The sequence below is a fragment of the Aliivibrio fischeri ATCC 7744 = JCM 18803 = DSM 507 genome (assembly GCF_023983475.1).
GTDB lineage: Bacteria > Pseudomonadota > Gammaproteobacteria > Enterobacterales > Vibrionaceae > Aliivibrio > Aliivibrio fischeri.
The window spans coordinates 589,895-608,478 of record NZ_CP092713.1; the positions used below are offsets into that span (position 1 = coordinate 589,895).

The window sequence follows — 18,584 nt, forward strand, 5'->3', positions numbered from 1 at the left end:
GATAAATAAGTTCTGCAATTGACTCATTATTATTGCAAAACGACCTCAACATTGAGTAAGCGATTGAGAAAGACGGATTTCTTCCACGCTATCGTTTTACGTTTATTATTGCGTAGCAAGAAATCAAATTGTCCCTTATTCAACATTCGTAAAGATTCAAATCCTTGAATGGTTGACCAAGCTCGCTTTCTCAGTTTGAAGCCACCGGCGGCCATGATCAATTTCTTAATGGGGGCATGAGAGGACTCAATGCTATTATTGAGGTGCTTAACTTGCCGTTGTTCGACATCCGCTCGTAATCATCCTTCCTTCTTCAAATGGGCAATGGCATTAGCGTATGAAGAATGTTTATCTGTATTTAACGTTTTGGGATGTTGTTCTTGGTCATAATATCTCAAGTAATGCTTAAGGAATTGATAAGCCGCTTTTTGTGAGAGAAATAAAAGTCTAAGGTTTGCGTAACTCATTGGAGTTGAACCATACCAACGTAAACACTTCAGTATGCCTGTGTCTTCTTTATTAAAAGCCTCCATTCCTGAACGCTTTATGACAGCATTCCAACGGAGTGACTCCCCCAGGACAGCTCACCGAGGCAGCGTATTTCTTAGGCACCTTAACTAGATTAGGGCATTCCTCTGTATTTGATATTACTCGTGTTTCCAGATCACGTTTTATTCACCGCTATGACCGTAAGTTGCGTGGTAATGTGGGGGTAATTTATGGTCGAGCAGCTAGCTTTACTAATCAAGTTGTTCATCAGTATAGAAAACAGAAACTACGTAAAAATATTAACACACAAAAAAACGCTAGAGATGCTAATGGTAAAGTCACGAAAAATGCTGATACAAGTTCTACTGATTTACCCTGTTACGCGGACCTATTTCCAGAATCATGGTTAGATTTTTGCCGAGAAAGTGCAGTTGAATCTGTGGGTTCTCCTGTTAGCTATTTGGTCGATCTTTATAGATTTACACAAGAAATTGAAGCTGATGGTAGTTGGAACTCCATCACGCTAGCTAAGCGTCGACCGGATATAGCACAACTCCAACTTAATTATGATACTACTTATCAGGAGTTGTAGTGGTACATTGGTGTGTTTACACGATTCCGTAGCCTAAATAAGTATGTTAATAACGGCTCTGATCATTCTTGGAAGTGATTTAGTATATAAAAGTCTTATTTTAGAAATGATACAGATGGAGTCAATATTATGTAAAGCCAGTCGGTTATCTGACTAGCTTTTTATTTAGAGACCTATATAAATCAGTCACAACTGGGCGTCGAATAATCACTTATCTGTTGATACTTTATCTAAACCTTGATGTTTCTTATTAAGCCTATTAACAAGTGGTGTGATGATCACAAAACTTGATAATATAACTAAAGCGTATTTTAGGCTAATCGCTGCTAAAAAGCCGCCTAAGATTCCAGATGCAGACTCTCCAGTGTTTGCTAGTGTAGAGAAAAGACTGAAATTTTTACCAATATTATTATCATTGCTTCTCTTTTGAATAAAAGATACCAGAAAAATATCCACAAATGCTCCAACGAACCCTAGTATAACTAGTGTAAGGATGATAAATTCAATTTTAGTTATAAAAGCCAAAGAAAAGAATAATAAGCCATATAATAACCATGATTTCATTGTATTAACTGCCGTTATTTTAAATTGTAGTTTAGAAAAAGTTAGGCCACCAATAATTGTACCTAATGCTAGAGCTGAAAAAGAATAGCTAACGAGCTTTTCACTATCAGTTAAATTAAGTATATATGCAGGTAAAATAAACCTTAATAACGATGCGACACAGAGTATACATATAGAAGATTTGACAATAATCTGTATTAGGTCTTGATTGAACTTGGTTAAATATCTAAAGTGATTTAATGTTTCATATAAGACGTTTTTAATGCTGAATTTTCTTAATGTGACTTTGGATTTGGTTACGAAATTAAATTGGATAAGTAGTATTAAGAAAAAAGAAATAAAATAAGATAATGCGTCAATAAGTAACACAGCTTCTTTATTATGCTTTGATATTATTACCGCTGTTAATAGCGGTCCTAATAAACTTCCGACTTCTTCCAAAACTTGGTTTATTGAGTTTATTTTTACAAGTTTATCTTGAGATGCTAATAGGGGGATGGATGATTGGAATGCTGGTTGAAAAACAGTTCTTGTTATTGTTAAAAGGCTAAGTATAAGGATAAACAGGGTTACGCTTACCATCTGATAATTAAAGAGTAGATATAGGGAAATAAGTAATATACATCTGACCGCTTCGACAGAAGTCATTAGCATCTTTTTATTGAAGCTGTCAGCTAGCCACCCACCGATAGGACCACATAAAAGATATGGTATGAATCTAATAAGGTAAATAATGCCAACTAGAGTGTAGTTTTCTTCTGATAGTTCTAACGCAAATAGAAAGATGATAACTTCTGTAGAGTAGTTACCTATTTTTGTTAGAAAATTTGAGGCTAAAAGTAGGGTTACACTACGCATTATTTATTCCTAGAATTAACTTGGCTTCATTGAAAACAAAAAAAACAATAGATAGGTATAATTTAAATAAATTTTTAATCATATATTAATTCATCCACGACAATGTTTTTTCCTGGCTTATTAAGTTCACTATAAACAAATTGACTTATATAATTCCTTTCTATCTGAGGCATTAAATAATACATTATATTGCTGTACCACTCCCAACCTTCTTTTGTTAACTTGTATAGATCTTCTGTTTCCTCTATAAGGTTACAATCAATAAGAGAGCGTAATTTAGAGGTGAATTCAGCAGGTAATTGTTTAGAGTTAGTTCGTTTTTTCTCTACTTCACCATGATAGGGTAACCTTAAGAGTAATGGTTTTACCAAATCCATTACGTCCGTGTGTTTTGATATTGAGCAAGGGATATTATTATTGTTGATTGAGTTTATATATGCCTCTCGTCCTGATATATTTGTAATGACATGATTTTTAATTGATGAAACTGCATTTACTCCAAATCCGATTAGATCTTTATCAGAGTAACCGTAAACATGTTCATGATATACAAAGCTGTAATTACTTGAAACGATATTTTTTGTTGCTATTTCTCGAAAGTAGCCATGTCCATTATGCGGCATGAATCCTTTTTTTCTCATGTGCTTGTCAATTATAATTCTCATATTATGTTTATCAATTGCTTTGGTTATGGGGTAATTTTTACGTGAAACTAATTTATGTAGCTTAGCTTGTGTCATTACATTATCTATGGGATAAATGTCGATGTTAGTTGTATTAAGTTCAATTGCAAGGTCGAGGTCTTTTTTTATTTCTTCTATTGTCTGACCATGCATTCCATATAGTATATCAAAAGATACATAATGAAAATTCTCGTTAAGAAGTTCACTTGCTGCTTTTATTTGTTTTAAAGTGGCTGTTAGTGCAAAATTTTGACGCCATTCCTTATTGAATGTTTGTAATCCAAACCTTGGATGAGTAACCCCGATAGCCTTCATTGCTAATATTTTATTTAAAGTTAGGCTTTTAACTTCTATTTCGAATGAAAACTCTTTAAGCTTGGATAGGTCAAAATGCTCTATTATTGCTTGACCAACTCGTTTAATTTGCTCTGGAGAAAGTAGTGAAGGAGTACCTCCACCAAAAAATATGGCTTCAACTGGAACGCTATCAGCTTGAATGAGCTTTGCTTTTAATTTTATTTCTTTGATAATAGCAGAAACATAACGATCTATGTCATTTTCACTTTTATATATTCCTTTAGTAAAAGGGCAAAAAGAACAAATAGTTTCACAGAATGGAAAATGAAAATATAGTGCTCTGCTTGTTATACCTTGATTTACATGTGATAAGACATCTAGTAATTTTAAATCTTTATCTATATTTATCTGACTAGGAAAAAAGAAGTTATAAATAGGGAATTGAGCATTGAATTTTATTTTATTATGTGGTCTTAAATGTATTTCCATTTATCCCCCTTTTTAATCGTGAAATATTTAGACTGGTTATTGGATTAAATATGCTTTTTATTTTGTTTAAGTCTTCTTTTGTTGGATCTTTACCACAAGTGTAAAGATCTATACTTATGTAATTGTTTTCTGGGTATGTGTGATACGAAAGATGCGATTCAGAAAGTAAGAATACTCCTGTTACACCGCCTTCTCCAGTAAACTTCTTATCTAAAAAACCAACGATATTAAATTCTGATTCATTTAGAATGTTATTGAAGTTGTCTTTTAAAATCTTCTCGTTGTTGAGATGTGGACTTTCACACTCTATATCAATTAAATAATGATAACCTTGACTATCCATATTTAAGTCCTATGTACAAACATATAAGAAAGGCTAGTTTTACCTAGCCTTTGAGTAGCTAATTACCAAGCAACGCCATTAAAATCAAAACTACCTTCGTTTGATTTAGAGAACATATCTTTCGCATTTTCCATAATGTTTTCCTTTATTAAAGTAACCCCATTAATCGGGGGGGGGGCTCAGAGAATTTTCATAAAGGAAAAACCTTTACTTCCTCTGCACCGTAGATGTTTTATAAAAAATGGCTCAGTGGCTTTCTGAGCCTAAAAACTACTACTTTAGGGGGAGCTGATGTAAAAGTATATAGTAGTTTAATCAAATTGTTATAGTGGAGTTATCTATAACAACAAGCAGTGGTTTGAAAGAAAAGTCAATAAATGCTTTACCTCTTAAGTGTTTATGTTAACAATGATTACAATTTATTATCATTTTCTTTTTTAGTCTACTGTAAGATCTAACAGCTTGAATGGTGAGTTTATATTTAATAGGTAGTATAAACTTACAACTTTAGTTAGTAACTATTAATACAAGTACACTCTTCCTTGCTGATTAAATTCTCGCCTAGCTCCAATAAAGACTTGAGAGCCATCATCATTAATGTCCATTCCTAAACCAAAGTGACCATTTTTTTGATTTAAAGGTGATTTTAAATAAGCGTTAAATATCCACGAGCTGCTTGTTTTTTTATATAAATAAACAGCACCACTATCTTTAGTTAAGTTATCATCTGAAAATATAGCACTTGAATCATCAGTAAATGCACTAACGATTAAATTATCACCATCTCCACTTAATTTAACTCTATAACCAAAATTATCCTCTGGTTGTAGACCATCGAGTGTAATATTTTGTTCTTGGAACCAATTGCTATTTTTTTCCTTAAATATATAAACACTGCCTGAGAGGTTATCTTTTGGAGCACCAATAGCTAAAGTTGTACCTGCATTATCTAACGAGACTGATTGCCCAAAGTGATATTGCTTTCCTTGTGTTGGAGTAGGAGTTTTTAGTCTAATAATTTCTGTCCATTTTTTTCCTTCTTTTTTAAAGATATATACTCCACCTAAATTGGTTTGACCTTCCCCTAGTGAGCCAATAGCAACAATATCTCCATGAGCATTTAGATCTATAGAACTCCCAAATCGGTTAGGGCCGTAAGGATCATTATATGACGCTTTTATACTTTGTATTGACCATGCTTCTCCTGTTTTAGTATAAAGATAAGCGGCACCTACAGAGTTATTTTGGTCTGGCGAAGCTATGGCGATAGTTAACCCGTTATCTGATATAGTCACGTATCTTCCAAATGAATCACTATTTATATTTTGAGTTAGAATTGTATCTAGAATCCAAGTGTTGTTTAGATTTTTGTATACATAAACTCTACCCGGTTCCTCTGTTGAATAGTAATCTGCACCAATAATTAATGTTTTTCCATCTCTGCTTAAAGCGTTTGATATACCAAAGCGGGCACCATCAGTTAAATCATTAGGAGTTAATTCTGATGTTTGTACCCAAAAATTGTTTTGTTTTTTGTATATGAAAACTTTTCCTTTTGAGTGTGCTGCTCCAAAAGCTCCAATGGCTAAGGTTTTTGTTTCTTGGCTATATGTTATTGAACGACCAAAAAAAGCGTTCTCCTCTATGTTTGTATCTTGAAGAATTCCAATTGATTTTAAGTATTCACTTTTCTTTATACTATTTAAATTACTTAGTCTTGATTTGCTTCCATTTTTCGCAATGATGAAAAATTCTTTTTCTAATAGCTTTGGTGTTAGTAGAGTTTTTAATTCATACATAACAGAATTTCCAATAATGTGATCTTTAAGGATTTTACAATTATCCTTATAGTCAATGTTTTTTTCGCATAAGGTATAGTAAGCCGTGTTTCTACTCTTATCCCATTCGAAAATATATGTTTTAACATGATTTGTTAAGGCTGAAATTTCGTGAAAGTTAAAAGAGCTCGGAGGGATACTTTTATTTGCTTGGTCAGGTAATCCAGTATCTTCACTATTACAAGCAAATAAGCTCCAAAATAGGGTGAGTATGATTATTTTTTTCATTATTATTCCTGAACTAAATGAATTTCGACACGTCTATTTAATTTTCGACCATTTTTTGTTGTGTTTGACATAACTGGATTTGTTTGTCCGAAAGCGAAGGTATTAAACCTTTTATCTTCTATCCCATATTTAAGAAAGTAGTGTAAAATTGTTTCTGTTCTTTTTTTTGATAATTCATAATTATAGACTTCTGTATGAGTACTATCTGTGTGTCCATGAAGATATATTCTTATATTATTATTTTTCTTTAAGTAGCTTAATAATAAAGTTAGCTTATTCTCTTGACTGTTTGTAAGTGCGTAAGAGTCTGAATTAAAGTAAATGTTTATTTTTTCGTTTTTATTGGCATTTTTAAAATATTTTTTCTTTATAATGGAAGAAGCACTTTTTGGGTTTAATTGGCTTGAAAAGTGATAGCTAAGACCTAAGCTAATATTGTTAATGTCGCTTCCGCCTGTATTACGCCCACCTACATTATTAAACCATTGATATTCTATACGTGTGGATAGATGTTTTGTCCAAAGGTATTCATAGCCGACTCCTAATGCTAGGGAAGTTCCTTTATTTTTTTCATTAACGGAAAATATGATCTCATCTCCTTTTTTTTCGACTTCCCAATAATATCCACCGAGCTTTGAGAACAATAATGAGTTATTATTGTGGTAAATATCAGATTTAATTGCGAATTCATACCCTTTAACTGTAGCTGAGTAACTTGCAATTTCTTGCGTTCCTGAAAGTGAAATATAATTAGCTTTAACTTTTCCTAAGTCGTTATATCCACCTTCAATTGAAAGTGTATCACTAAATCTATAACCTAAAAAAAATCCAAGTGATGTCTGTAGGTTATGACATTCGAGAGACTCATCACCACATGCATTTTTATAGAGAGTTGAGCCTAATTTACCACCGAGGTAGTAACCAGAGTTTCTCTCGTTGATATTATTGGTAGCTTTTATTGAAAAAGAAATAAAAAGCAAAAATATAATAATTCTATACATAAAATGCCCTATGAAAGTTTAAAGCGCAGATTTTATATATTTTATAAAAAACATATACATAATAATTATTAATATTTTTGGAGGTGATTGTAAGGGGAGTGTAGGTAATCTTAATTGTCGTGAGGTTTTATGTTTGTAGTAATATATATTTTAGTGTTTCTGTAAGTTTGATGGTAGTTAGAGTAATTATCATTAATTAGATTTTATATTGGGAGGAGCTAAGTTGGGATAGATTCTATTTAGAGGTAGGAGCTATTTTACTATTAATTTTATCTTGTATTTAATATCACAGTTTTATACTCTGTTTTTAAATATTCAACGGAGTATTTAATGTCATTTATTAAGTTTTTTGTTTTATTTTTCATCAAAGGTAGTACTAAATAATGAAATCCTCCATTTTTTTCTTTATTGCTACTGCTAGTATAACATCCCCTTTAGAACTTGTACCAAAAAATTTTGAAATGGTTTTATGTATATTTTCTTCATTTTTGATGTTATTTTTTTCTGTATTATCAAATAGAATAATGAAACCATCTTTAACAAAATTGTATAGTTGACTTTCTTTATCATAAAGAGGGAGTTCTGAGATGTGGATGTAAATTATATTCTCTTTTTCAATGAAGTTATATAAGTCATTACTTAGGTCATTTAGGGGGAGGGATAACCAAGAGTTTACAAGTTTGGTTGGAGGTGGAGGGGTATCTCTTTTATTAGAAAATCCAGTGGAATTCGTATTTGTTGTATTTATATTTTCCTTTATTTCAGATTTAGTTGATGTGTTTTTCGGTATTTGATTAGAGTTGTATGTTGCTTTTAAGTAGAAAGTAGTCATTATAATTGCTATTCCACATGTTAAAAATATTATTTTGTTTTTCATTTAGTTGCCTATTGTTTTTTATATGAGAATTAATAGTATAGATTGTCGAACCAACCAACTGTTATAAGTCGGACGCTTTCTGTCCATTGATGGTGATCTTTTTGATTTGTCCATGTGTCTTCTGTTTTAGTATGCCAAGTACACCAATCTCTGCCAAAGTAATAATTAGTTTTACGCCATCCAGAAAATAATTTAATTTCGGTAGTGTTTTCATTTTGTATATTATTTTTTCGATATACAATGCCTACTTGCGGTTTAAAATCAGAGCGCATAACAATAGGTAAATCGTCATATTCAATCAAATTAGTGTTGTTACAACTAGTCCAATGATAGAGCAGCCAATCTTTCGGTGGTGTGTGATTTCGGATTGTTTGGTTTTCTATTAACCAGCTTACACTTTCATTATGTTGATTAAAGTCGGTGATAGTTTGAAATTCTGGTTGTTCGTATGTTATTCTGTTTCTCCATGAAACTCCACCGTTGATACTTGGTGGACTTTGAGATAGTGAAAACCCTAGATTAAAATTTAAAGATTGGCTAACAGAGGTTGTTGAAATAGTATTTTCAGGTGCATGGTTTATATGACGTAATGTTGCTCCATTTGAATACTCTATGATCAACTTGAAAGCTGTAGGTATAGAGTAACGGTAGTCTGCCCCCATTGAAAAACCATAGATTTCCTTTTTGTTTGGTATGTTTGTCATATCAAAGCCAGAACCGCCAGTTAGACGTAACTTGAGTTCTTTTGTGCCGTTTGGCTGTAAAGATTGGTTCCAAACATTCTCTATTGTATAAATTAGACGGATTTTTTTTATTCGAGCTTCATGATTATCGAGTTCTAGAAGTGATGAAGTATAGGATTTTAAAGTGTCCTTAGCATGCGCTAGTGTAAGAGTTTCTATAAATATTGTAAAAATAATTATTATATTCTTCATTATTCAACAGTTAATATAAAAGATAAGGTATTTATAAGAGGAATTTATTGCTTATTTATTTCAATTTTATGAATGAGATATTACACTTGGGATTTTCATTATAAAAATTATATGAAGATTTGTCATTTAATTACAGGTAATAATAAGTTCAACACATATGAAGTTCATAAAAAGGTGTCAATCTTTTAAAGTGGTATTCTCTTTTTATCAAAGAAGTAAACAGTTACTAATAAGTTATTAAACTGTGTTGAAGTAAGAAAGTATTATAACTGAAGCAGCTTGTTGTTATTTTTTAATAATTATAACAGACATATACAATGTTAGGTGGTGTTGTATTTTAAAACATTCTCCTGAAGTATACACCTCAAATATAGGTGATTTTATAATTGTCAAAAAGTGATATATTTTCAATTGTTAAGTATTGTATATGTAAATATGTTCTGTCGAGCTTTTGTTGTTTCTGATATTTGAGTAGAAATAGCTATCTCATAGCTATTTGTTAAGCATTTAAGAAGAACTGAATGAGATGGTTTATCTAAAGAGGGCTTTTAATATCCAAGATAAAACCCAATACAGTTATTTTTATCTAAAACCTTATAGGTATAGTTGCCACTAGAAAGTGCCTAATTCCTTTTTTAAGAACTTAGTGAAGTGCTCATTATTCGAATAACTTATTTTAACAAATGCATATGTATTATTACTTTAGTTTAATTAATAATTATTATTTATAATCATAATGACTGATTTCCTATGTACAATTTTGTGAGAATTGTTATCATTCCCGTGGTTCAGGTTTCTCGCTTGGATTTAATTAAATTTTTATGAGGAAGTATAATGAAATTTATAAATAAACTATTATTGATAATGTCATTTTTATCAACATCAGTGAGTGCTGCAAACGATGTGTATGGTACAGTTGATGAGCTATATATTCGTTCAGGAGGAGATGATGATTCATATTTAGCTTTTCGAATAAATGTTTTAAATGATATATCAAATTTTGAAAGTTGTGTAATAGATAGGAATAACCTTGTATGGAAAGTTGATGTTTCATCACCAGTATCTAAATATCAATATGATATAATTAAAGAATCATATACAAATAAGTTACCAATTAGAATTATAGGCCAACACAAATTGTGTGATAAGGGTAACGTATATTCCGATAAGGTTTATGAATTAAGTCCTTGGATTTGGGATTATCATTTACAAGAAGAAGATCTATCTTCAAGAGATAATGGTAACTAATTTATTAGTGACAACTCTTAGTTATTGGGTTATTAAGTGTACATTGAATTGTACACTTAATTTTTTACTAATTTTTTTTGCTTTCATAATCTCCGATCGAGAGAATTGAGCGGAAGGGCAAAACGAGAGTATTTATAGTGAATAGAAGAAGTAAATTTGTGATTTCATACGAATGATGATGCCACGAATTACATCTAAAAAGGCCATGAACCCAATTGGTTTTTCACCGGAAACCCAAGCTAAGCCAACGGATCCAACAGGAATATCATATCCTTGGTCTTCTTGGAGTTTTAAACGTACAAAATGGTGTTTGTTATTGACGTTTAGCCCCGTAGTTTGACGAACATTGGTTTCTCGGCCGAGTAGGTTTGCTTGTGCTTCACCTGTTGCCTCAATGATCCCTTCAACTTCGGCTACAAATATCTTTCCTGGATATACCGCACTTGAGAATTCAGCTGGACGTCCAACTTTTACGTTACGTATCGCTTGGTGATTTACACGCATTAACACGTATTTTTCATTGGTGTACATTTGCATACGAGGAACGGTTCCAACGTATTGACCTTCACGTAAGATAAAGTTGGTAACATAACCATCTGCTGGCGCATAAACTTTCGTATTGTCTAAGTTCCATTGTGCTTGTGTTACGTTTTCTTGTGCGCTGGCTAATTCACTTTCTTTTGCTTTAACACCTAACTTTGCATTGTCGAAATCAAGCTGGGCTTTTTCGTTTGCTAACTTGGCTTTATCAAGTTGAGCAATGGCACTAGCAACTTCAATTTTATCAATAGAAACGAGTGTACCTTGTTCATCTAATGCGCTTTGTGTGATGGTATTTTTTACTTTTCTATTTTGCTCAACGTAACGTTGCAGTGTCAGTTTTTTATATTTCAAATCTTGGCTCTTCGCTTCAATTTGTTTTTGACTGACCACAACATCACTTTCTGAAGCAATAATTGCTTGGTTGGCCAGTTTTACATTTTGCTTTGCTACCGCTAATGCCACTTCATTTGCTTCAAAAGCAACTTCTGCTTTATTTAGTGCAATTTGGTAAAGCTCATCATCGAGTTCATAAACCAACTGTCCTTTTTTGACCTCTTGATTTGGCTCGATATGAATGGCTTTTACTATGCCTTTAATTTGAGTGCTTGCAGGACGTAATTGGATGTGTGGTGATTGAACAACAGAACCTCCAGAAAGGTCCATTGGGGTATAATTGAGTAACCCTGCCCATACAAATAGCAACCAAGAGCCGCCACCAATATAAGCAAAAGCTTGGGTAAATTTATTCCAAGGCATACCTACCATTCTAAGTAGGTATATAAATAGTGCCCATACCGCTAAACCCTCAAGCATGATGATTCTCCTCTTGAGTTGATTTAGCCATCGGCTCTTCTTGTGTCGATGATTCAATGGTTGGAGGCTGTCGCCAAATATCTCGAACTTTAATTAAGGCTTTTTCTGCATCAACAAAGGCACAAATAACGGCTAAAACCCACACCCAATGCCAAACAAATCCTATCCATGTGAGGGCGGTAATTAGACCAATTTGTTGATGTTGTTTGCTATGTGCTTTGTTAATTGGTAATTCATGAAGTTTCCAAAAACCATAACCAAGAGCGACTATGCTTCCTATCATAACGACGCTTGCTGCAATGTGTAACCCTAAATCTTGTCCAGAACCAACAAACGGCATACTGACTAAACTCATAAATGACTCACCTCAATAATAATAGGCGAGCATCATGTGGCAAAATTGGAAAAAACTCGACGTTTAGTATTTGTTTATATCATTAATTGTTTATTTTTGATGTTTTTAAATATGGTGTAATGTGCTTTAAATATACTCTAGTCGATATTGTTGTGGAGTTACGCCGTACATACGTTTAAAAGCAACTGAAAAAGAAGCGGTATTTTTATAACCGACACGTCGTGCAATGTCGTCCATTGTGAACTTCGTACTCATTAAGGCTATGGCTTCATCACAAACGCTGTGATGGACAATATTAGTAAATGAAATACTTTGTTCTTGTAAGCGACGTTGTAGCGTAAGAGGTTTCATACCAACTTTGTCGGCCACAAATTCAAGGGTTGGATAGCCATAAAATAAAGCGTATTTTGTTAGTTCGAATACGACTTTTAAAATGTCATGTGGTTGTGGAATCAACATGTAGCTCATTGCTTGTTCAACAGTAAAGGCTTTGATTTGTGAAGTTGGCAGCTCAAAACGTCTTGGACATGTAATGTCTTTAACTGGGAACCATACTTGAGTGTTTGGACAGTTCCATGTGATGGGACAATTGAAAATGGATTCAACTTCATGCTGATTGCTCGATGGTGTTCCAGTTAAGTGAATTGCGATAGGTTGGTAATCTTCACCGTGAAATAATTTCAGCAAACGTAAAAAAGATCCGGCAGCAAGAATGCTTTCATGGATGCGTGCTTGAGGTAGAGTTGTTGGGCTTAAAAAACGCCACTTAGCTATTGAGCCACTAAGTAACATATTTACTTGAACCCCAGATTGAATCGCATTATGAACAGTATTAACTCGTTTAATTGCCATACCAAGATTGGTTGAGCTTGCGATTAATTGCACGAAAGGGCCAAACTGTTTCAAGTTAGTGGATTGGGATAATTTGGCTGTATAAGCGGGGTCTTGAGTTAAATCTTCTATCTTACAAAGTAAGGCTTCAAAATCACGTAAGGGCATTAGTTTTAATTCATAATTAAATAAATCACTTGGCATATTAAAGTCTGAATGACTTAACCCATAATGCTTCATAGCATGCTCAATCAGCATTTTGGCTGCATATACACGAATAAGGTAAATAGGGTTTTGTTTAGCCATGAAGTCCTTTTTTTAATATCATCAATGAATTACCATGCTGATTATAACTTACTCATAGGAATAACTCATGCTACTATTTTACTTCAATTAAACGCATTAATTTGAGGTCATCGTGTTTATAGGTAAGTGGAGTGAAGATATTCAAGGAGCAGATTTGCATCCTGTGATTATCGAAATTATTCAATATGTAAAAGAGCAAACTGAGCAGAATACATCGGTAGGGAATTACCCATTGCCTCATGATGAGTCGGTGTATTTTATTGTTGATGATAAAACGGAGTTAAAGGAAAACCGCCGCTCTGAAATTCATCACAAATACCTAGATGTACAACTATTATTAGAAGGTAGTGAGACGTTTGGCTACAGTGAGTATCCATTAATATCGATTGAAGACGATTACTTAGAAGAGAAAGACATTGCTTTTAGTAATGATGTAAAAGATGAGCAATTTGTAACGCTAGGTAAAGGAGAGTTTATTATCTTTAACCCTAAGCAACCTCATCGTCCTCTCGTGGCGGTTAATGATACGCCAGCAGCAGTGAAGAAGTTAATCATTAAAGTGAATAGTGCATTGTTGGTGTAGAGTACATCCTCAGTTTTATCGAAAAGAATAGATAAGCCCAAAGTGTGAATAACTACTTTGGGCTTTTTGGTTAGTTTATTTTGTTGGGTACTCAGACCAAGTGGTTCCATCAAGGGACACATAAGGTTTCTTATTGTATTCCATAACGGTAGTCCCAGAGTTTTGCGCTACCATTTTTGTTGTAGGTAGATCTTTTACTAACTCTGCAATGTTAAATGTTTTCGTTGCGTATATGTCTTCTTCAATAATACGGCTTACTAATGTCGATACCGCTAAGTAGCTTGATGGAGCAGAGATATGTGCGGTACTACCCACTCGTGTCATACCTTGGCCGAAAATTTTCATTCCAACAGGAGTATGCACAAGGGTTGCTGATGGAATTTCACGCATACCTGCAATTTGCATTTTATCTCCACGCATACCAGCACCATGTTCAGGAACTAACATTACGACAATATTACGATTTGATGCTTTGAGTTCTTGGAAGAAGTCATATAAATCATCTAATAGATTTTTTAATCGCAGTTTGTAACTGACTAGGCCGACTTTACCACTGGCCTTAATGATACGGTTACCATCATGTAGAGATATGGTGTTGTACAGTGCAACTGTAGGTCCATCTTGTGATTTTTCACGCTTATCTAGCCAACGGTTTAATACATCTTTATCTCGATAAATCGGCGAGCCATCAAATGCAGATTGATACTGAGTTAATCCTGCTTGAGACATTAAAGGTGCTTTTAGATCACCATCTTCTTTTAATAAACCAAGGAAGTCATCAAATTTACCATCGTGGTTTAATAAAAGGTTTTCTTGGAATCCAAGTTTCGCCAAGTTATCAAATAAGAAGCACTGTTTCGATGCTGGAGCTTTGAATAATTCTGGATGTGATTCTTGTCCACAACTGGCTCTTAATAGGCGAATAACTGCAGGACCACTATAAGAGGTCGCAGCACTGAAATTATCAAACATAACATCAAACTCTTTAAATAGAGGATGGTTTTCTAAGCCTGCAATTTCAATATCATCCCAAGCGACAGAACAAATACTTAAGAAAAGAAGATCAAAGTCAGTCGATGGTGATGTAGTTGGAAAGCTGACTCTACGTTGTGCTTCGTTTCTAAAAAAGAGCTCTTTTGCGTTATTTAATACCGCATCATTTACTGGTCCTGTTTCATCCATTTGATGATCGGAAATTTGCGTGGTTTGTGCGATCTCTGGTTGTTGAGAGACGTTAGCTATCGCATTGGGTTGGCTACTAAATAAACCAGAAGGAAGGCTAATAGCAATCAAAGTAATGACAACAAATACAGAGATACGAAATATTTGATTTAAAAAATAATAAGCAAAAACTAATACAAATAAGCCAAGAAGTGTTTCTAACGAGACAAATCGTGAGGCTAATTCAATTAAATAGCTGAGGTTGAATTGTAATAATTGATCCATTTGGCTCCATAGACGATCTAGTGGAGGTAAAAATGAATCATAATGCATTAGCCATAACCCAAAGGGTACAGCTAGACACTGACGAATAACACTCAGTACTTTATGGCGTATTGGAATCAGTAAAAAAGCCACTAATGCAAAGTTTTCGATTGGATGAAAATCGATGATACCTTGTAAGAACAGTCCAATTTTTATAATGAAATAAATATTCCACCAGCCAAGGCCATTCAATGTGTGTTGAGATGAGCGTGTATTCATTATTTTGAGCTTCCTTTTCTTGCGAGCTGAGAGGAATGCGTTTGTATATCGTCAAAATTATATTGGACTAGATGCTTTGGTTGGCGGATTTTCGTTGTGTAAAATCGCCAAAAAAAGGAAATGATATCACGTAAAAAGTAGCCAATAATAAGGCCAATTAGACCACTGAACACAGCAGTAATAATAAAGTCTTGAATATTCATAACATTAAAAATCCAATGGTTTATGTACAGCAAGAGGTGCTTGTTGTGGGATTGTTGGTAATGGCTCTTTTTCTTTATTTTCGATTAAAGTTATATTGTCGATAGTAAGACCATTTTGTTCAATATGATGTAATTCATGTTCAATTCGACCTATTGAGGTGAAGCTTGTTTCACTGAGAAAGATATCTTGAATAGGTAATTTAAAAATGTTGTGTAGTGCAGTAGCAAGATCATTAATTCGCACACCTTGCAAAAATAAATACATAGAGTTTCGGCTGATGGTCATAATGTCGCCTTCTCTTTGAATACTGCACATTGATAAATAATTAGAAACGTTAATATTGGGAAGACATTCCAACTTGATTAATGCAAATTGGGTTTGTACTGCTTCTAATTGCGGCAGGAAAATTTTGGTGTAATTAATGAAGTCAAGAGCATTAATAAAGCCTTTCACAGTAGCTGTTTCACTGTGGAAGCTAAGAAGATCTTCAACTGAACTTGGTAATGGTCGAGTAAACCTTTGCCCCTTTAGCATCTCAATGCTGCTCTGCATTCTAGAAAATCGAGTACCAAAGTGCACAATTAGGTTAATGCCTGCTTGTAATAAATACATTTCATCAGCATAACGTAAGCATGGTTTCATTTCTTTAATGATTATTTTAACGTTTTGTCCGTGTTGTTGACGTAATTGATAAGTTTGAATTCCTAGTTGAGAAACACCGCTTTGATCTGAACAACTTAAGACAATTGCTGCTTTTGACACCGCTTGTAAGCTGCTTATTAACTCAGAATTTGTTAGAGCACAGATCATCGTATCTGGTATTTTGTAGCCGTATTCAATGGCTGTTTTTGAAATATAAATAGTATCTTCATCATCAAGATTAGAATGTGGTGGTTGTGCTTGTAATGTGTCATATTTTTTAGGGGCGTTGTTATTGAGATAGTGGTATGTTTCACTCTCCCCACTCATGCCTGTATTTAGTCCCCAATAATATATATGTTCCAAATATGTATTTTTATCAATACCTTGGTAATTAGTATAACCAGCACATAGATTAGGATGTTGTGTCACTGATTTTTTTATTAAGTGTACATCTCGTCCATAAATAAACAGGTTTATGGTTGCATTTTTTTCAATGGACAAAAATCTTAACTTTTTTATAAATGAAATAACATCACGCTCACTCGATGTTGCAAATATGTTGTCCGGTATTGTGATTGTTATAGATTTATTTTTTTTGAATTGTAATTTCTTGATGTCGTTAGCTAATGATTTTAATGAGGTAATGCTTTTATTTTTTGCGAAAAATATGTTTTCACAATATTTACTTAAATTAGATTTAAATAAATATATGAACTCATCTTCTAATGATTTTATGAATGATTTAAGTGGAGAAAAACAAATAAATGCATTTTGATTATCATTTTCTATCAATTTATTAACATTACTAATAAGCAGTGTACGGTTGCTAAATGTTGATATGTATATACTCGAACTTAATTTTTTCTCTTTAATATCAGTGTTTTTAAGGCTTTGCGGCATGACGTTTACTCATTGTGTATCTTTATAATTATATATTGTTTTGATTATTTTAATAACAAAATAAGAACAATGTGATATTGTTTTTATTTTAAATTCTAGATTAAGAGAATTATCTTATATTCTTTTTTTTGGTATGTATTTACCTTTAAAAGTTTACTGTACAAATATAACACCCATTCTCAAAGATGATACAAATGTTGAGTATTATATCTATAGGTATATGTAATAGAATTAATTGTTAAATTAATTTGGATTCAATATCCACTAAGGAATAGGTTATCTCTAGTCATTTTAGCCAAGATATTACTGACTTATTTTCTGCCTTTGATACTAATGAACGTTCATATAATGAGCTAACAGAAAATGAACGTTATCATAAAATTAAAAAATCATGGCGAGCATTAGATTTATTATCTGCAAGTCAAAATAGTACGGATAATACATTCAAAAATAAAGTTAATGATAAAGAACTCAATAAAGTATCTGTGTTATGAAAAGAATAATAATTACTGGTATTCGTGGTGGTAATGGGTCAACGACTATTGCCGCTAATTTAATTCAAGCATTAGAGTTAAATGAAGAAAATGTTCATGTTATAGATGCTCGCTCTGAAAATTTAATGCGTTTTCATTTTGCGATGGATCTGTCGGTTCAAGATGGCTGGGCTAAACGATGGCTTAATAGCGAATCATGGAAAAATGCAGCTTATATGACGCCGAATTCTCTTTCATTTATTCCTTATGGTGGATTAACGTTAGAGGAGAGATTGGCATTTCAACAAAAATTGCTGAGCACTTCTCAAGGTTTGCTGGATATATTTCCAACTCAGCCTGAACTAACGAATATGTGGCAAATTATTTTACTACCAATAGTTCATGACCTTAATGAAAGTTACGATGCATTATTAAATAGTGCAGATATGGTGCTGTGTGTGACAAAACCCGACATACAAAATTACGCATATATTCAACAGAATGCTATTTTTCGTCGGTTTGAAGAGCTTTATAAACCTTATTACTTGATTAATGGCTATCAGCCACAAAGCGATAACAGTGTTGATTTATCATTGGTTCTTAAATATGAATTAGGTAAACAGTGTTTGCCCATGTTCTTACACTTTGATACTGCTGTACCAGATGCTTGCTCACAACTTAGTTTAGTGCTGAATTATGCTCCGCATAGTCAAATCTCTCAGGGCATTAATGAATTAGCTTTTTGGCTATTAACTCATTTTTCGACGAAAGCGATAGAAGGTAAATAA

The 18,584-nt window shown here is 33.1% G+C and carries 16 protein-coding genes and 1 pseudogene; 4 read left to right on the forward strand and 13 right to left on the reverse strand.

Annotated features, from left to right (window positions below; translation table 11 throughout):
* Window positions 1-29 precede the first annotated feature (29 nt).
* A pseudogene (locus tag AVFI_RS16215) lies at window positions 30-457 on the reverse strand (DDE-type integrase/transposase/recombinase); the annotation flags it as partial.
* Between the two features lie 108 nt (window positions 458-565).
* On the opposite strand from AVFI_RS16215, the gene AVFI_RS16220 reads away from it, so the two are divergent.
* Window positions 566-1,081, forward strand: coding sequence for a Tc toxin subunit A (locus tag AVFI_RS16220; RefSeq protein WP_188863734.1), 516 nt, complete (start codon window positions 566-568; stop codon window positions 1,079-1,081).
* 207 nt (window positions 1,082-1,288) lie between these two features.
* Here the strand turns inward: AVFI_RS16220 and AVFI_RS16225 are convergent, their stop codons facing one another.
* The 7 genes from AVFI_RS16225 to AVFI_RS16255 form a co-directional block, all read right to left on the reverse strand.
* The gene (locus tag AVFI_RS16225; protein WP_054775886.1) at window positions 1,289-2,503 is read right to left on the reverse strand and encodes an MFS transporter; all 1,215 of its coding nucleotides are present in this window, start codon (window positions 2,501-2,503) and stop codon (window positions 1,289-1,291) included.
* 74 nt (window positions 2,504-2,577) lie between these two features.
* On the reverse strand, window positions 2,578-3,972 hold the full coding sequence (locus AVFI_RS16230; RefSeq protein WP_188863733.1) for a coproporphyrinogen-III oxidase family protein: 1,395 nt from the start codon (window positions 3,970-3,972) through the stop codon (window positions 2,578-2,580).
* Complete coding sequence (gene speD, locus AVFI_RS16235; protein WP_054775887.1) at window positions 3,947-4,315, reverse strand: adenosylmethionine decarboxylase; 369 nt, start codon at window positions 4,313-4,315, stop codon at window positions 3,947-3,949. Before speD ends, AVFI_RS16230 begins: the two co-directional genes overlap by 26 nt.
* 521 nt (window positions 4,316-4,836) lie before the next feature.
* Window positions 4,837-6,381, reverse strand: coding sequence for an FG-GAP repeat protein (locus tag AVFI_RS16240; RefSeq protein ID WP_188863732.1), 1,545 nt, complete (start codon window positions 6,379-6,381; stop codon window positions 4,837-4,839).
* 2 nt (window positions 6,382-6,383) lie between these two features.
* On the reverse strand, window positions 6,384-7,382 hold the full coding sequence (locus tag AVFI_RS16245; RefSeq protein ID WP_188863731.1) for an OmpA family protein: 999 nt from the start codon (window positions 7,380-7,382) through the stop codon (window positions 6,384-6,386).
* Between the two features lie 376 nt (window positions 7,383-7,758).
* Complete coding sequence (locus tag AVFI_RS16250; protein WP_054775892.1) at window positions 7,759-8,259, reverse strand: hypothetical protein; 501 nt, start codon at window positions 8,257-8,259, stop codon at window positions 7,759-7,761.
* Between the two features lie 29 nt (window positions 8,260-8,288).
* Window positions 8,289-9,194, reverse strand: coding sequence for a leukocidin family pore-forming toxin (locus AVFI_RS16255; RefSeq protein WP_188863730.1), 906 nt, complete (start codon window positions 9,192-9,194; stop codon window positions 8,289-8,291).
* 834 nt (window positions 9,195-10,028) lie between these two features.
* Between AVFI_RS16255 and AVFI_RS16260 the strand changes: the two genes are divergently transcribed.
* A complete protein-coding gene (locus AVFI_RS16260) occupies window positions 10,029-10,442 on the forward strand; it encodes a hypothetical protein (RefSeq protein WP_054775893.1) in 414 nt (137 codons plus the stop codon).
* A 132-nt stretch (window positions 10,443-10,574) separates the two neighbouring features.
* Here the strand turns inward: AVFI_RS16260 and AVFI_RS16265 are convergent, their stop codons facing one another.
* From AVFI_RS16265 to AVFI_RS16275, 3 genes are all read right to left on the reverse strand, one after another.
* Window positions 10,575-11,798, reverse strand: coding sequence for an HlyD family secretion protein (locus AVFI_RS16265; protein ID WP_188863729.1), 1,224 nt, complete (start codon window positions 11,796-11,798; stop codon window positions 10,575-10,577).
* The gene (locus AVFI_RS16270) at window positions 11,791-12,153 is read right to left on the reverse strand and encodes a hypothetical protein (protein ID WP_054775894.1); all 363 of its coding nucleotides are present in this window, start codon (window positions 12,151-12,153) and stop codon (window positions 11,791-11,793) included. The genes AVFI_RS16265 and AVFI_RS16270 overlap by 8 nt, the downstream gene beginning before the upstream one ends.
* Before the next feature lie 126 nt (window positions 12,154-12,279).
* Window positions 12,280-13,290, reverse strand: coding sequence for an AraC family transcriptional regulator (locus AVFI_RS16275; protein WP_188863728.1), 1,011 nt, complete (start codon window positions 13,288-13,290; stop codon window positions 12,280-12,282).
* Between the two features lie 112 nt (window positions 13,291-13,402).
* On the opposite strand from AVFI_RS16275, the gene AVFI_RS16280 reads away from it, so the two are divergent.
* The gene (locus tag AVFI_RS16280; protein ID WP_054775895.1) at window positions 13,403-13,873 is read left to right on the forward strand and encodes a YhcH/YjgK/YiaL family protein; all 471 of its coding nucleotides are present in this window, start codon (window positions 13,403-13,405) and stop codon (window positions 13,871-13,873) included.
* Window positions 13,874-13,948: 75 nt separating this feature from the next.
* Here AVFI_RS16280 and bcsG read toward each other — a convergent pair whose 3' ends face one another.
* Window positions 13,949-15,577 (reverse strand): cellulose biosynthesis protein BcsG, encoded by a 1,629-nt coding sequence (gene bcsG / locus AVFI_RS16285; RefSeq protein WP_188863727.1) that lies wholly within the window; start codon window positions 15,575-15,577, stop codon window positions 13,949-13,951.
* A gap of 207 nt (window positions 15,578-15,784) precedes the next feature.
* On the reverse strand, window positions 15,785-17,323 hold the full coding sequence (gene bcsE, locus AVFI_RS16290) for a cellulose biosynthesis protein BcsE (protein ID WP_188863726.1): 1,539 nt from the start codon (window positions 17,321-17,323) through the stop codon (window positions 15,785-15,787).
* Window positions 17,324-17,813: 490 nt separating this feature from the next.
* On the opposite strand from bcsE, the gene bcsQ reads away from it, so the two are divergent.
* A complete protein-coding gene (bcsQ, locus tag AVFI_RS16295) occupies window positions 17,814-18,584 on the forward strand; it encodes a cellulose biosynthesis protein BcsQ (RefSeq protein WP_005423384.1) in 771 nt (256 codons plus the stop codon).